Source organism: Ruegeria sp. CDSC002 (assembly GCF_059610905.1).
In genome coordinates this window covers 430,516-443,322 of the sequence record NZ_JBXWOM010000001.1, presented here as the reverse complement: position 1 = coordinate 443,322, position 12,807 = coordinate 430,516, and the positions used below count along the sequence as shown (strand labels likewise).

Here is a 12,807-nt window from a genome sequence, read left to right as displayed (position 1 = left end):
CGGCGCGCGATGGATTTCGGCGCGGACCTCGCGCCATATAGTAAGGAGAGGCCGATATGGCACTGGAACGCACATTCTCGATCATCAAACCTGATGCAACCCGTCGCAACCTGACTGGCAAGATCAACGCCAAGTTCGAAGACGCTGGCCTGCGCATCGTTGCGCAAAAGCGCATTCACATGACCAAAGCTCAGGCTGGCAAGTTCTACGACGTACACGCCGAGCGTCCGTTCTATGACGAACTGTGCGAATTCATGTCCTCCGAGCCGGTTATCGTTCAGGTTCTGGAAGGCGAAGGCGCCATTGCCAAGAACCGCGAAGTCATGGGCGCAACCAACCCCGCAGACGCAGCACCCGGCACCATCCGCGCGGAGTTCGCTGAATCGGTTGGCGAAAACTCGGTCCACGGTTCGGACGCGCCTGAAACTGCTGCGGTTGAAATCGCATACTTCTTCTCGGGCATCGAACTGGTCGGCTAATCCGCCGTCAGACGAAGTTCAGGGCCGTATCCCATTGGGGGTGCGGCCTTTTTCGTTTCAGACCTGTTTAAGATCTTTCGGTGCAACGCGTATGCCAATTGCATCCAGATCAGAAATCATCTGGGTTTCGGGGGCGGTGCTGACGCTGGATTTTATCGCGTCGAACTTTTCGCGCAGCGCCTTCTTTTCCTCGCCCTTGCAGTCGTTCCAGGGGCGCCCCTGCAATCCCATCACCAGCACGTAGTATCCGATGAAATGCGGTCGGGTGCCCGCCTGCAATAGCCGCGCATAGGCTTCATCCGCTCCCAAATCGCGCAATTCCTGCGCAGAATGAATGCCTGCGCGTGCGCAGGATTGTTCAAATGCCGGGCCGAGATTGCGGATCGATGAAACAGGATCAGACATACCCCCGTCTTAGCCAAATGCCCGGACAGAGTCATTCGGTTGTTCGAGCAAAATCAGATGTTTTGGTCATTGCTGTTGATCAACGGAGTTAGTCGTTGATCGGATCGCAGGAATATGAATTCATGATCACGTACTGGATCCTCGGTGAAAGGGACGCTCTTAATGGCTCGGGTCAAAAACTGTTTTGTTATCCCGGGCACATTCGATGAGGCGGGTTTTACTAAATCTTTGAAAGAATTGGCATTGCGGTTCGAGGCCGCTGAACCTGCTGGAAATTTTGATATTCTGGATTGTCATGACCAATCCCTCAGGGCATCTAGCAAGGTATTGATCCAAACCGATGGGTCATTGTTTTTGTTGCGCGGCGGAACAGCCAAAACCCAGCAGTGCAAGGGTAAGGGCAAGTTCGTGCAGGATTTGCCTGACGGATCCGTCAAAGCGGGTCTAGCGGGCTTTACCAAGTTGCGCGCGTTGATGAGCGTCGGGGCGGGCAGGGCCAAGCACCGATCGTTTGCCATTCTGGGTGACCTGCAAAAGACACAAGTGCGTGGCACGATGATGTTGATGTCCTCGGATCAGGGGCAGGTAACAGTTGTAACCGTTCAACACATGCGCGGATATGACCGGGCGTATAAGACTGTTTGTGAAAAGTTGACGAAATTGGAGGGTGGCAAAAGCAAGGCTAAGCCATTGTTCGACTGGTTGTTTCCCGACGCGACCATATACAAGGCCAAGCCCGAAATCCGCGTTAGTAAACAAGAGCCATCAATCGAGGTCGCCACCGACATCATTCGCACCTATCTGGCGGTCGCGCGCCAGAATGAAGCGGGCGTGATCGATGATATCGATACTGAATTTTTGCATGACTACCGCGTTTCCCTGCGCCGCGTGCGATCTGTGATCAGCCTGTTCAAGGGGGTGCTCTCGCCTGAACAAACCGCTGCATTAAAGCGCGAGTTTTCCGGTCTGATGGAACCCACTGGCCGAGCGCGGGATTTGGACGTCTATCTGTTGGAAAAAGACAGTTACTTCAATCTGATACCGCCGAACCTTCATGAAGGTGCCATGGCCATGTTTGCGCAATTCGAAAAGGAACGCAGCCAGGCACTTGGACGTCTGTCTCGGCGCTTTCGGACGCAGAGCTATGACAGTCAGATGAAAAAGTTGACCGAGCTTTTCGCTGATCCGACAAACCTGCAGCCTGGCCCAAATGCAGATCTGCCTGCCTATGAATACGCGCGCGCCCTGATCTGGAAGCGATATCGCAAAGCCTGTATACTGGCGCGCGGCATTACGCCAAACACGCCTGACGAAGCTGTGCATAATCTGCGGATCGACTGCAAAAAACTGCGTTATCTTATGGAGTTCTTTGCGCCTTTGTTCGACGCAAAGGCATTCAAAACGATCATCAAGCCATTGAAAAAGCTGCAGGATAATCTAGGCCTGTTCAATGATTTCTCAGTCCAACAAGAGGCGCTTCTGAGTTTTGTGAAACAGCACACCAATAAGCAAGGCCGCGCTGATGCGCAGTTGGCCTTGTCCGTGGGCGGGGTGATTTCTGTTCTAGATCAGCGCCAAATGGCGGAACGTGACCGTGTCATCGCAAGTTTCATGCATTTCGACAGCCCGGACATCCGGCACTTGTTCCGCGGTTTGTTTCATCAAAAGGAGGGCTGAGGAGTGAAGATCATTGCCTGTTACAGTAACAAGGGCGGTGTGGGTAAAACCGCGACCTCGGTAAATCTGGCCCGTGCTTACGCAGCAGCGGGGCACAAAGTTCTGCTGTGCGATCTGGACCCGCAAGGGGCATCCGGGTTTTATCTGCGCGTCAAACCATCCAAAAAGCTGACAGATGCAAGGTTCTTTGAGGATTTCGCGCGGTTTACCAAGTCCATTCGCGCCAGTGACTTCGAGGGGCTGGACGTGCTGCCAGCAAACATGACCTTTCGGGATTTTGACGTCTTCCTGTCACGGATGCGGAACACACGGTCGCGGCTGAAAAAAGCGCTGATCTCGGCGGGCAGCGATTATGAGGTGATCATTCTGGATTGCCCGCCCAACTTTTCGACCCTGTCGGAAAACATCTTCAAAGCGGCCGATCAGATTGTGGTTCCGGTCATCCCGACGACCCTGTCTGAACGGTCTTTCGATCAGTTGGTCGGGTTTTTTGATGCCAACAAGTTGTCGAAGAAAAAGCTGACGGCATTCTTTTCCATGGTGCAACAGCGCAAGACCCTACACCTTGAGACAATGGATGCGATGCGAAACCTTTATCGCAAGCGTTTCCTGCGCAGCTCAATCCCGTTTGCGGCGGATATCGAACGCATGGGGCAAAACCGTGCGCCAGTCAGTGAATTCGCCCCGCGCAGCGCCGCCAGCTTGGCATATCAAAAGCTGTACGATGAGATGGAAAACGGAGTTATTTCAAAGCGATGAGCACTGAAATTGAACGCAAGTTTCTGGTGGCGGAACTGCCCGACCTGAGCGGCGCGGATAAGGTCGTCGTCCGCCAAGGTTATCTGACTGCACCGAGCGATTCCACGGAACTGCGTCTGCGGCAGAAGAATGACGGGTACTTCTTGACGCTCAAAGGGGCGGGCTCCTTGGTGCGGGTGGAACGCGAGGCCAAGATCACGGCCGAGCAATTCGAAACCTTCTGGCCGGAAACCGAAGGACGTCGGGTTGAGAAAGAACGCTATACCGGAAAAATGCCAGACGGTCGGGTGTTTGAGCTGGACATCTTTCTGGGAAACCTCGCGCCGCTGCGGCTGGTCGAGGTGGAGTTCGACACAGAGGCCGAGGCGCAGGCATACACGCCGCCCGACTGGTTCGGAACAGATGTGACGGCAGATAAACGCTATAAAAACAAGATGATGGCGATCAAGGGTGTGCCAATCTAGGGCTTACGCGCCAGTTTGATTGTTGCCTCAAGACCCGGGTCGCAATTGCGGGCCTCGAATGCGCCCTGATGCATGTGTGAAATCGCTGCCACTAGCGCCAGACCCAAGCCTGAGTTGCGCTCGGTCCTTGCGGGATCGAGCGTCACAAACGGCACCTGCAGGCGTGGTAAATCCTCTTCTGGGACACCAGGGCCCCGGTCACGCACGCTCAGGCAGGTGTAGGGGCCGCTTTCTGACAGGGTGATCGTGATTGCCGTCTTTTCCGGGGCATAACGCATGGCATTTTCCAGAAGATTTGACAGCGCTTGAGACAGAAGCGGGCGGTGCCCCTGAACAGTGTGGGCGGTGCCGACGACCTCCAGCGAGATGCCCTGATCGGCGGCAACTGGTTCGTACAGCTCGACGACGTCGCTAATCAGTTGCTGCAGATCCACGGGTTCGAATTGTTCACGCCCGACACCGGCTTCGGCGCGTGAGATTTCAGTCAATTGCCCCAGAACACGCAGCACGTGGTCGATCTCGGCCGTAGCGCGGGCCACGTCGACTTCGCGGTCCAGATCACTTTTGGACGGGTCAGACAGCGACTCGACCCTTTGGCGCAGACGGGACAGGGGGGATCGCAAGTCATGCGCGATTGAATTCGAGGTTGTGCGCAGATTGCTGATCAGTTCCTCAATCCGGTCCAACATGCTGTTCAAGGTTCCGGCCACTTGATCCAGCTCATCCCCGGTTCCGCGCAAGGGCATGCGGCGGGACAGATCACCTGACACGATGTTTTCTGCCGTGCCCGCAAATTCCGACAGGCGAGTGAACACCAGCCGGGTGAAAAGCCAACCGGTCAAAAGGCTTAGCGCCAGTGCAATGGCTAGGGCCAAGCCAACCGCGCGCAACAGTGCACGGTCGAATTGCTGCCGTGCAAGGGCATCCCGACCTACCAACAGGCGTTCGCCACCGGGCAGGCGAACTGAGGCGGCCGAGATCGGCACCAACTGGTCGTTATCGGCGCGGCGAAGATCCAGATCGACCCAACCGCTGCCCGCCGTGACATCCGCAGGCCAGTGCTTGAGGTTACCGGCCAGCTTCACACCGAACCGGTCGGTCAAAAGATACAGCGCATCCCGCTCGGACGCGGTTGGAATCCTGCGTTCAATGGCTTGCAACAGCCCGAATAGGCCGCGCCGTTCATATTCATCGGCCAGACCGGTCAGTTCGGCGGATACCACTGAACGCGTCTCGCCCTCGATACTGCGATTGGCGGTGAAGTATACAAGCCCCAGCACAATTGCCGTTAGAAACGTGCTGAGGACCATGCTGGCAAGGACGAGGCGGGTGCGGGAATTATTGAACGAAAGTCGCAAGTTATCCATCGGATATCATGTAACCCGCACCTCGAACCGTTTCAATCAATGGCGGCCTGCCGCCTTCATCCAACTGGCGGCGCAGCTTTGATATATGGACGTCGACCACGTTGGTATTCGGGTCGAAATGATAATCCCAGACACCTTCCAGCAGCATTGTCCGCGATACAACGCGGTTCTTGCGGCGCAGAAAGAATTCAAGGATCTGGAACTCACGCGGGGTCAGGGAAATCTCTTGCCCGTCGCGAGTGACTTTGCGAGTCAGCAAGTCCATCTCAAGATCGCGGCAGGTCAGCGTCGCGGTTTCCTCAGATTCCTGCGGGCGTCGCAAAAGGGCTTCGATCCGGGCATGCAGTTCCTGGAACGAAAACGGTTTGACCAGATAGTCATCCGCACCCGAACGTAAGCCCTTGACCCGTTCGTCAACCGCACTCATCGCGGTCAGCATCAGGGTAGGGGTCTTGACCCCGGCCGCCCGCAAAGATCGGATTAGCGAAAGGCCATCAAGACCTGGAAGCATCCGGTCCAGCACAATGGCGTCAAACCCACCATCCGTGGCGTGGTACAGACCCTCGCGTCCGTCTGCGGCCTGCTCGACCACATAACCTTCCTCGCCAAAGCCCTTGGCGATGAACTCACGAGTGTCCTCGTCATCTTCGACGATCAGCAGGCGACGGCTCATATTTTGCGTTCCTTTCTAGCGGGATTTAAACACAGAAATCCGGCAAAGCACATGATTTGCTTAAATTACGTGCCGGGTGCGTTGCAGCGCACCCGGCAGTCCCGGCGGAATGCGGACAATTCAATCCGCCAGGGAGGCGCACGCCAGAAATCCCCATCAAATGGCGTACGCGGACTTCGGGTCAGGCGATTTCCACCGCCACGAAGATCTGGTTTCCGCCTCGGTTGATCAGCACCAGTGCAGGGTCCGTCTTTTCGCTGTCCAGCGCGGCTTTTAGCGCGTCAGGTGATGCGGTTTCCTGGCTGCCCAGTTTCACGATCACGTCGCCGCGTAGCAGGCCGGCCTTGGCAGCAGGGCTGTCTGGCTTCAGATCAGTGACGACCACGCCGTCGACATTCTCAGCAACGCCCATCTGAGCACGGTTGCTGTCGGTCAGCGGTGCGACGGTCACGCCCAATGCAGTGCCCGAGATACCTTCGTCCACGGATTTGTCGATCTCAGCCGAGGCGCTTTGATGCTGACCGATTGTCAGTTCAATCTGCTGTTCCTTGCCATCGCGCAGAACGGTCATGACACTGTCGGTACCAACTTTGGTTGTGCCCACAAGGATCGGCAATTCACTGCTGGAGTCGACGGCTTCGTCGTTGAAGGTCAGGATAACGTCGCCCTGTTCCAACACGCCCTCGGCCGGGCTGCCTGCGACGACATCCGACACCAGCGCGCCGGTTGAGGTGTCGATACCCATCGCTGCTGCGATCTCGGGGCTGACATTCTGGATCGAAACACCCAGCCAGCCGCGGCTGACCTGGCCGTCATCGCGCAGATCGGCCGCGATATGTTCAACGATGTTCGAGGTCACGGCGAAGCCAAGACCAACCGAACCGCCGGTAGGAGAGTAAATGGCCGAGTTAACGCCAATCACTTCGCCTTCCATGTTGAACAGCGGACCGCCCGAATTGCCTTTGTTGATGGCTGCATCGGTTTGAATGAATTCAGCGTAAGGTCCGGCCGAGATGTTGCGGCCCTTGGCCGAAACGATGCCCGTGGTCACGGTCGAATGCAGGCCAAACGGATTGCCGATCGCCACGACATCTTCACCCACGCGGATAACGTCGCTGTCACCGATCTCGACGGCCTGCAACGCTTCGCCAGCGTCGATCTTCAGAACGGCGATATCGGTCAGCGGGTCGGTGCCCACGATCTCGGCCTCGAAACTACGATCGTCGCTCAGACGGACGGTCACGGTCGAGGCATTGTCGACAACATGGTGGTTGGTGATGATGTACCCGGCTTCGTCGAGTACAAACCCCGATCCCAAGCCTTGCGATGGTCCACGCTGCGGTGCCTGAAAGCCCTCAGGCGCGCCGAAGCGCTTGAAGAACTCACCAAAGGGGTGGTCTTCTAAATCAAAATTCTGGCCTTGTCCCGGCGCTTGTACGGGTACGATGTCCTGTTCAGCGATGATGGTCACCACCGACGGCGACACGCCTTCGACCAGATCGGCCAGGGCTTCGTCGGCCAGCGAGGGCAAGGCAGTCGTGGCCAGCAGCGCTGCACCAAGGGCGGATGCGCCAACCAAGCCAGTAGCGCGTGGCAAAAGCAGTGAGGATTTACGGATGCTCATTTTAGTCTCCTGTTTATATCGCGCGATTGCAGGCGCGCGTTAACCGAGGAGATGAGGCATCAGTCTGTGAGTTTCCTGTGCTCAGGATTAAGATATCTTAATTTAGCCACAAACAGGTCGTTGTATATCGACGGTTCGCAGGGAAGCGTAGCGAATCGCTAGCCGCGAATCGGCCATTGTTGCCAATTTGAAAGTCAAATCCTGAATAATCCTGAATTGAATCAGTTTTGGTAACAAAGGGTCACTGAAGGGCCTTGGCGAAAAACCGCTCATCTCTTGGTTGTGGCTCGTTTTTACAACCTGAACAGATCAAAAGCGTATGCTACCGATAAGCTGTATATATGCTCAATAAAGAATATACATAACGTCCGATGTGACCTAAGGCGTGCAGTTGATTGATCATCTATAGGTAGATCCCGCTTCGGCGGGATGTTGCGCAAAAACCATTCCGAGACGCCAAAAATTAACCGTTCTTTCCAATTTTACATTGTTTGGGCGCACCGTTTGGGTGACGATGAACTTGCCCAAGCGAAGGGGGAGCCGAAGGCACTAGGGGGTGCCAACGGCTTGTCACAGTCACTGGAAACGCTGAGCGGCATGTTAACGAGGGGGTCTTGTTTAGGTTCAGCGGCGGAATAGCCAGGGTGCCATAGGCATTTTTGGCAGCGTTTTCAGGATTGGTGAAAAGTGGTAGTCCTGTTTTGGGCAAGCGGCCTGGTCGGTATCGACCGGGCCGTTTCTATATTGGCAGGCCGGTTATGTGGCCTTCCCGGCCCGCCAGCGTGCCCAATCCTCGGGAGTGTCCAGATCCAACAGGGCGTTTTGACCGGGTAGTGGTTGAAGATGCACTGCATTCTTATGCGCCTGCACAACGGACTGCGCGCCCTCATCGCCTGTAAGTTGCCTGAGCTCTTTGAACAGCGGACGAGCAAACACAACCGGATGGCCGGGCTTTCCTGTGGCTGTCGCCCCACGCCAGATCAAGAAATTTGGATATTCTTGGACAGAATCTGCGACCTGCTTCAGGTCACCAACTGTGATTTCCGGCAAATCTGCCAGTAAAACCATGACAGCCCCGGCATCGGCGGGCACATGCGCAAGAGCACCGCGCAAACTGGCGTTCATGCCCTCATCAGCGTCGGGTATTTCAACTGCAACAACATCCATACCTTTCAAGGCGTCCTGGCGAGGATGCGGAGCAGGCGGAAGCGCAACTATCACCGGGCCTACCTGCAACGCTGTTTGTGCGGATCGCCGTAGCAGTGGCATGCCATCGACGCTTTGCATCAGCTTGTCCGTGCCAGCCATGCGGCGGGATTGCCCGGCGGCCAGAAGGATAATGGGAATGTCTGTCATACCTTCACATAGCCGCCGTAGCCGTCTTTTGTCATCCCCGCATACGTTCACCGTCCCCGTCGAACAGTGGGGTTGAGATCACGCGCGCCTTGCGCATCTGGCCCAGTATCTCAATCTCGACCTCCAAACCGTCACGTATACGGTCCGAGGGAAGGAAACCCATAGCGATGGATTTGCCAGCGTAATGGGAATACCCGCCCGAGGTGCAGAATCCGACGACCGCACCATCCAGCCAGATCGGCTCATAGGCATTCACGTCAGCGTCGTCAGCATCCACTTCGAACGAGACCAGCTTGCGCGCCGTTCCTTCGGTCCGTTCCAGTTCAGCCGCAGTCCGACCGATGAAGTTCGTGTTCTTGGTGAAGGCGATAAAGCGATCCAGCCCGGTTTCCGCGGCAGAGTAGTCGGGTGAGAACTCGTTCATCCAAGACCCAAAGAACTTGTCCAACCGCAGGCTCATCATCGCGCGCATGCCAAAGGGCACCATGCCGTGGGGCTGGCCAGCCTGCCAAAGGGTCCACCACAATTGCCGTTGGGCCATCGGATCACAGTAGATTTCGTACCCCAGATCGCCCGTGTAGCTGACCCTTTGAACGGTGCAGTCGGTCATACCGATGGTCATGCGACGAACATCAAGGAACCTGAGGTCCGAGATGTCCGTAGGGGTACAGGCGGCCAGAACCTCAGTCGCCTTTGGGCCTGCGATCTGAAAACCGTTTAGACGATCGCTGACGTTTTCAATTGTAACGCCGTCGTCCTGATGCTGCAGGAACCACCGCATATGGAAGGCCTGGCTGCCATATGACGCCGTTAGTTGGAATTCGGTTTCGGCCAGACAGGAAACGGTGAAATCCCCGATCAACTTGCCTTTGGGAGACAGCATCGGCGTCAGCGATAGCCGCCCCGGCTTTGGGATGCGCCCAGCCATGATGCGGTCCAGCCAGTCGCGCGCACCCGGGCCGGTGATGCGATACTTGCCGAAATTGTGGACCTCGTTGATGCCGACACCATTGCGCACAGCGCGCACCTCGCGCCCAGTCGCCTCGAAGGCATCCGAGCGTCGGAATGAGGGCGTCTCAAAGCCCGGTTCGTCACCCTGCGCAAAATAGTTCGCAACCTCCAGCCCGTATTGCTGACCCCAAACCGCGCCCAGATCGCTGAATATGTCGTACATCGGGGTGGTCCGGTTCGGACGCGCGGCCGGCAGTTCTTCGTTGGGGTAGGCGACACTAAAGCGTTTCTGATAGTTCTCGATCACCTTCGGGCGCGTATAGCCAGGCCCGATCCAGTCGCCGAAGCGGGCGACATCCATGGCGAACACATCGCGTTCGGGCTCTCCTTCGATCATCCATTGCGCCAGCGTCAGGCCAACACCGCCACCCTGACTGAACCCGGCCATCACGCCACAGGCGGACCAGTAGTTGCGCATGCCCGGCACCGGCCCGACGAGCGGGTTGCCATCGGGCGCAAAGGTAAACGGTCCATGGATCACCGATTTGACGCCAGCCTCGGCCAGAACGGGGAAGCGTTTGTAGGCAAATTCGATGCTGTCGGTGATCTTGTCATAATCGTCGGGCAGCAGTTCGTGACCAAACTCCCACGGTGTGCCATCGACGGCCCAAGGTTTGCAGGGTTGTTCATAGAACCCAATACACAGCCCGCGCCCTTCCTGCCGCAGATAGCTTTCTCCGGCGGGATCCATCACATGCGGATGCTCGCCGCCAGCGTCGATGATCGCCTCGATCTGAGGGATTGAGTCTGTCACCAGGTACTGGTGTTCCATCGGATGTAGGGGGAAATAGAGGCCCGCCATCGCGCCAACCTCGCGCGCCCAAAGGCCACCGGCATTGACGATGTGTTCGGCATGGATCGTACCCTTGTCGGTAACCACATCCCATGTCCCATCGGTGCGATGGATGGTTTCGCGCACCATGCAGTGCGTTTCGATCGTAGCGCCTCCCATCCGGGCCGCTTTGGCGTAGGCATGGGTGGTCCCCGACGGATCAAGATGACCGTCCAGCGGATCATAAAGCGCGCCGATGATCCCGTCGGTGTTTGTGATAGGAGCGATCTTTTTGATCTCCTCCGGACCAACGATTTCCGTCTCCAACCCCATGAACCGATGCTTGGCGCGTTCCGCCAGCAACATGTCGAACCGATCCTGATTATCTGCCAGCGTCACTCCGCCCACATGATGCAGACCGCAGGACATGCCGGTAATCTCTTCCAGCTCTTTATACAGCCGGATCGTATATCCCTGCAGCGCCGCCATGTTGGTGTCGCCGTTCAGGGTGTGAAACCCGCCCGCCGCGTGCCAGGTCGACCCGCTGGTCAGCTCGGAGCGTTCCAACAGCATCACGTCCGTCCACCCCAGCTTGGTCAGGTGATAGAGTACGGAGCATCCAACGACTCCGCCGCCGATGACTGCAACTTGGGTTGTGAGTTTCATGCACGTCTCCTGATGCCTATGCCGTCAGTCTCAATAGGAAAGCTGCCTTTGCAATAGCTTCAGCGACGGAAAGTGTCGCGGAAGGCGATCCGGGTTCAGCGCTTTCTGGCGACCCCAAACAGGAAGGGTACGGTGGTTGTCCAAAAGAAAACCGGCGTTCGGATCAGAACGCCGGTGGATTCTTGCAGTTTTTTGGGTTGTTCTCAGAGAGGTCGAACCTTCAATTCGGTGATCCGGTTGCCTTGACGTTTTGTCACCTCAAAGCGGAAGCCGTGAAAGGAAAAGACCTGACCGACGGTTGGGATCATCTGCGCTTCGTGAATGACCAGACCGGCAATGGTATTTGCCTCAACGTCGGGCAGGGACCAATCCATCGCGCGGTTGGCGTCGCGGATCGTGGTGGCCCCTTCGACCAGAAACTGCCCATCTTCGGTTCGGGTCACGGATACGTCTTCGTCGATGTCGAACTCGTCCGCGATCTCGCCCACGATTTCCTCGAGGATATCCTCAAGCGTGATCAGCCCGCGCAGCGAACCGTATTCATCCACCACCAGCGCAAAGTGGCTGTGCATCCGCAGGAATTCGCGCATCTGATCGTCCAGAGTGGTGGTTTCCGGAACAAAATAGGGGTCGTTCGCGACCTTGAGGATGTCGAATTCTTTCAGTCGGTTATCAGCGTTCTCACTGCCGTCGGCATGGGCGTACATCGCACGGAACAGGTCCTTGGCGTGGACGACACCAACGATGTTTTCCTGTTCGTCGCGAAACACGGGCAGGCGGGTGTGGCTGCTTTTCAGACATTGCTGAAGGATGGCCTCGGGCGAGGCGTCTGCATCGATCATCTCGATATTCGAGCGGTGCAACATGATCTCTTCAACCGTACGATCGCCCAGATCCAGCGCGCCAAGGATACGGTCGCGGTCTTCCTTTTCGACCACGCCTTCGGAATGTCCAAGCTGCAACGCTCCGGCGATTTCCTCGCGCACGGCCAGAATGTTGCTGTCCGGGTCGATCTGGACGCCGAACAGGCGCAGAACACCGCGTACCAGCAGGCGCACGGCTGCAACGATGGGTGAAAACACCGTCACGACGACACCGATGATCGGTGCCACGGCAGCGGCCGCCTTTTCCGAATTGGTGATCGCGTAGGTCTTGGGAAGAACCTCGGCAAAGATCAGGACCAGTAGGGTCATCACCAGCGTTGCCAGCGCAACGCCGCTTTCACCGAACAGCCGGGTGAACAACGCAGTCGCCAGCGACGCGGCAAGGATGTTGACAAGGTTGTTGCCCAACAGGACCGAGCCGATCAGCCGTTCGTTGTCGTCCGTGATTTCCAGCGCCTTTTGCGCGCCGCGTGAACCCTTGTCAGCCTGTACACGCAGCTTTCCGCGCGATGATGCGGTCAATGCCGTTTCAGAACCCGAGAAAAAGCCCGACAGGATAAGCAAAAGCAGGATGGCGCCTGTGGTAAACCAGAATGCGCCGTCGATCAGAGAAGCAGAAGAGGGTTCCATCGGTCCTTGGTTGTTCGTGATACTGCATCCGTTATGGGGG

The 12,807-nt window shown here is 56.9% G+C and carries 11 protein-coding genes; 4 read left to right on the top strand and 7 right to left on the bottom strand.

Translation table 11 applies throughout. The features are described 5' to 3' along the window. The first annotated feature begins 56 nt into the window (after nt 1-56). Nucleotides 57-479 (top strand): nucleoside-diphosphate kinase, encoded by a 423-nt coding sequence (ndk, locus tag AC2FJE_RS02300; RefSeq protein WP_058273797.1) that lies wholly within the window; start codon nt 57-59, stop codon nt 477-479. A 57-nt stretch (nt 480-536) separates the two neighbouring features. Here ndk and AC2FJE_RS02295 read toward each other — a convergent pair whose 3' ends face one another. Then, nucleotides 537-884 carry a TfoX/Sxy family protein gene (locus AC2FJE_RS02295; protein ID WP_496753766.1) on the bottom strand — a complete coding sequence of 116 codons (348 nt, stop codon included), beginning with the start codon at nt 882-884 and terminating at the stop codon, nt 537-539. Nucleotides 885-1,046: 162 nt separating this feature from the next. Here AC2FJE_RS02295 and AC2FJE_RS02290 point away from each other — a divergent pair, with 162 nt between their 5' ends. Genes AC2FJE_RS02290 through AC2FJE_RS02280 form a run of 3 tightly spaced genes read left to right on the top strand, consistent with a single transcriptional unit; the run spans nt 1,047 to nt 3,784 of the window. Further along, nucleotides 1,047-2,561, top strand: coding sequence for a CHAD domain-containing protein (locus AC2FJE_RS02290; protein WP_496760570.1), 1,515 nt, complete (start codon nt 1,047-1,049; stop codon nt 2,559-2,561). Nucleotides 2,562-2,564: 3 nt separating this feature from the next. Next, a complete protein-coding gene (locus tag AC2FJE_RS02285) occupies nt 2,565-3,320 on the top strand; it encodes a ParA family protein (protein WP_496753770.1) in 756 nt (251 codons plus the stop codon). Next, nucleotides 3,317-3,784: a CYTH domain-containing protein gene (locus AC2FJE_RS02280; protein WP_496753772.1), complete on the top strand. Its 468-nt coding sequence runs from the start codon at nt 3,317-3,319 to the stop codon at nt 3,782-3,784. Before AC2FJE_RS02285 ends, AC2FJE_RS02280 begins: the two co-directional genes overlap by 4 nt. On the opposite strand, the gene AC2FJE_RS02275 is transcribed toward AC2FJE_RS02280, so the two are convergent. The 6 genes from AC2FJE_RS02275 to AC2FJE_RS02250 all read right to left on the bottom strand — a co-directional run bounded on the left by AC2FJE_RS02275 (nt 3,781) and on the right by AC2FJE_RS02250 (nt 12,767). Next, a complete protein-coding gene (locus AC2FJE_RS02275) occupies nt 3,781-5,151 on the bottom strand; it encodes a sensor histidine kinase (RefSeq protein ID WP_496753775.1) in 1,371 nt (456 codons plus the stop codon). The genes AC2FJE_RS02280 and AC2FJE_RS02275 overlap by 4 nt on opposite strands. Further along, a complete protein-coding gene (locus tag AC2FJE_RS02270; RefSeq protein ID WP_282118626.1) occupies nt 5,144-5,824 on the bottom strand; it encodes a response regulator transcription factor in 681 nt (226 codons plus the stop codon). The genes AC2FJE_RS02275 and AC2FJE_RS02270 overlap by 8 nt, the downstream gene beginning before the upstream one ends. A 181-nt stretch (nt 5,825-6,005) precedes the next feature. After that, nucleotides 6,006-7,448 (bottom strand): Do family serine endopeptidase, encoded by a 1,443-nt coding sequence (locus AC2FJE_RS02265; protein WP_282118625.1) that lies wholly within the window; start codon nt 7,446-7,448, stop codon nt 6,006-6,008. Between the two features lie 756 nt (nt 7,449-8,204). Continuing rightward, nucleotides 8,205-8,804 carry a nucleotidyltransferase family protein gene (locus AC2FJE_RS02260; RefSeq protein WP_496695207.1) on the bottom strand — a complete coding sequence of 200 codons (600 nt, stop codon included), beginning with the start codon at nt 8,802-8,804 and terminating at the stop codon, nt 8,205-8,207. A gap of 31 nt (nt 8,805-8,835) precedes the next feature. Further along, nucleotides 8,836-11,253, bottom strand: a complete 2,418-nt coding sequence (locus AC2FJE_RS02255; RefSeq protein ID WP_496753780.1) for a GcvT family protein — start codon at nt 11,251-11,253, stop codon at nt 8,836-8,838. A gap of 203 nt (nt 11,254-11,456) precedes the next feature. Beyond that, nucleotides 11,457-12,767: an HlyC/CorC family transporter gene (locus tag AC2FJE_RS02250; protein WP_058273787.1), complete on the bottom strand. Its 1,311-nt coding sequence runs from the start codon at nt 12,765-12,767 to the stop codon at nt 11,457-11,459. Nucleotides 12,768-12,807: the final 40 nt, after the last annotated feature.

What these genes read in the sequence shown, in the direction of transcription:
- AC2FJE_RS02255 (WP_496753780.1), bottom strand. Translation starts at nt 11,253, where the DNA reads ATGAAACTCACAACCCAAGTTGCAGTCATCGGCGGCGGAGTCGTTGGA.
- AC2FJE_RS02290 (WP_496760570.1), top strand. Translation starts at nt 1,047, where the DNA reads ATGGCTCGGGTCAAAAACTGTTTTGTTATCCCGGGCACATTCGATGAG.
- AC2FJE_RS02260 (WP_496695207.1), bottom strand. Translation starts at nt 8,804, where the DNA reads ATGACAGACATTCCCATTATCCTTCTGGCCGCCGGGCAATCCCGCCGC.
- ndk (WP_058273797.1), top strand. Translation starts at nt 57, where the DNA reads ATGGCACTGGAACGCACATTCTCGATCATCAAACCTGATGCAACCCGT.
- AC2FJE_RS02275 (WP_496753775.1), bottom strand. Translation starts at nt 5,151, where the DNA reads ATGGATAACTTGCGACTTTCGTTCAATAATTCCCGCACCCGCCTCGTC.
- AC2FJE_RS02280 (WP_496753772.1), top strand. Translation starts at nt 3,317, where the DNA reads ATGAGCACTGAAATTGAACGCAAGTTTCTGGTGGCGGAACTGCCCGAC.
- AC2FJE_RS02270 (WP_282118626.1), bottom strand. Translation starts at nt 5,824, where the DNA reads ATGAGCCGTCGCCTGCTGATCGTCGAAGATGACGAGGACACTCGTGAG.
- AC2FJE_RS02250 (WP_058273787.1), bottom strand. Translation starts at nt 12,767, where the DNA reads ATGGAACCCTCTTCTGCTTCTCTGATCGACGGCGCATTCTGGTTTACC.
- AC2FJE_RS02265 (WP_282118625.1), bottom strand. Translation starts at nt 7,448, where the DNA reads ATGAGCATCCGTAAATCCTCACTGCTTTTGCCACGCGCTACTGGCTTG.
- AC2FJE_RS02295 (WP_496753766.1), bottom strand. Translation starts at nt 884, where the DNA reads ATGTCTGATCCTGTTTCATCGATCCGCAATCTCGGCCCGGCATTTGAA.